Here is a 1153-nt window from a genome sequence, read left to right as displayed (position 1 = left end):
CATTTCGGCCAGTACGGCGCGTTCCAGCTTTGGTCGGCCGGCTTCGCATGCTTCCTGTACCGCGCGCTTGCCCGCCCGCCGCGCCCGACGCCGCCGCTGCGCGTGCTGAGCTGGTTCGGCGACTTCAGCTACTCGCTGTACCTGATCCACCTGCCGCTGTTCGTCTGCCTCGGCTCGGTGCTGTTCCATTCCGAGCTGCAGTTGTCGATCTGGCCGTCGTTCGCGTTCATGGCCGCCGCGATCCCGGTCGCGTATGTGTTCTACCGGATGTTCGAACGGCCCGCGATGACGTGGTCGGCCAGCTTCAAGCCGGCCCGCCCCGCCCACATCGTCACGCCGGCACCCGAACGGGCCGTCTGACCCGAAAGGTCCGCGTTCCCGAGCCCCCGTGCGGCGTCCCGCTGCGCGGGGGCTTTTTCATGGCCTGAGCGCGCCCGCACGTCGGGTTGGCGTGCGATGGGTAGCCTTCGGGTGTCGGGCCGCGCTACGGCCCGCATGAGCCGTCCTCGACCGACTTTCCACCACCGGGACTGCCTGGGCGCGGCCTTCTGGCGTCACCTTCTGGAGTCACCTTCTGGAGTCACCTTCTGGAGTCACCTTCTGGAGTCACCTTCTGTGTATCAGCCGATACTCGACCCGACGAACAGTGTCCGAGGCATTGCCGTCCGTTTCGTTCCTTGACGCATCCCGTCTTGAGGTCCGACGGGCCATCTTCAACGTTCCAAAGCAGCTTGCAAGGAAAAAGTGAGCCGCGAGACAGAACGAGAAATCATCGGACGTTGTCAGTCGAGTCAAATCCTGCCGGCTACACCTTCTGGCATCACCCTTTGACATCACCCTCTGGCATCACCTTCTCGCGTCACCTTCTCGCGTCACCTTCTGGCATCACCTTCTGACGTCACCCTCTGACATCACCCTCTCGCGTCACCAACCGCCCCCTTCCAACCGACCACCGGTCAAGCACACGCCCTACACCGCACGCGACAACCTGCCCACCACCCGCCCAACAAAGGCCCCCCGCGCTGAAAAACAAAGCCCCCACGCAGCGCACCGCCGCATGAGGGCCCGTTTCCCGCCGGCTCGCGCCGGCTACCGCTTCTTCGCCTTCGCGGCCTTCGCCGTATCCGCGAGGATCTTCTCGACCCGCTCCACG

1 protein-coding gene is annotated in these 1153 nt (G+C 65.0%); it reads left to right on the top strand.

Going from position 1 to position 1153, the window contains the following annotated elements:
• On the top strand, nucleotides 1–360 hold a 360-nt coding region (locus JYJ84_RS37185), incomplete at its 5' end, for an acyltransferase family protein (protein WP_205190348.1).
• Nucleotides 361–1153: the final 793 nt, after the last annotated feature.

It is taken from the genome of Burkholderia sp. LMG 13014 (assembly GCF_905232215.1).
Taxonomy (GTDB): domain Bacteria; phylum Pseudomonadota; class Gammaproteobacteria; order Burkholderiales; family Burkholderiaceae; genus Burkholderia.
The sequence above is the reverse complement of the archived record's forward strand: the minus strand, read 5'-3'. Positions and strand labels throughout refer to the sequence as shown.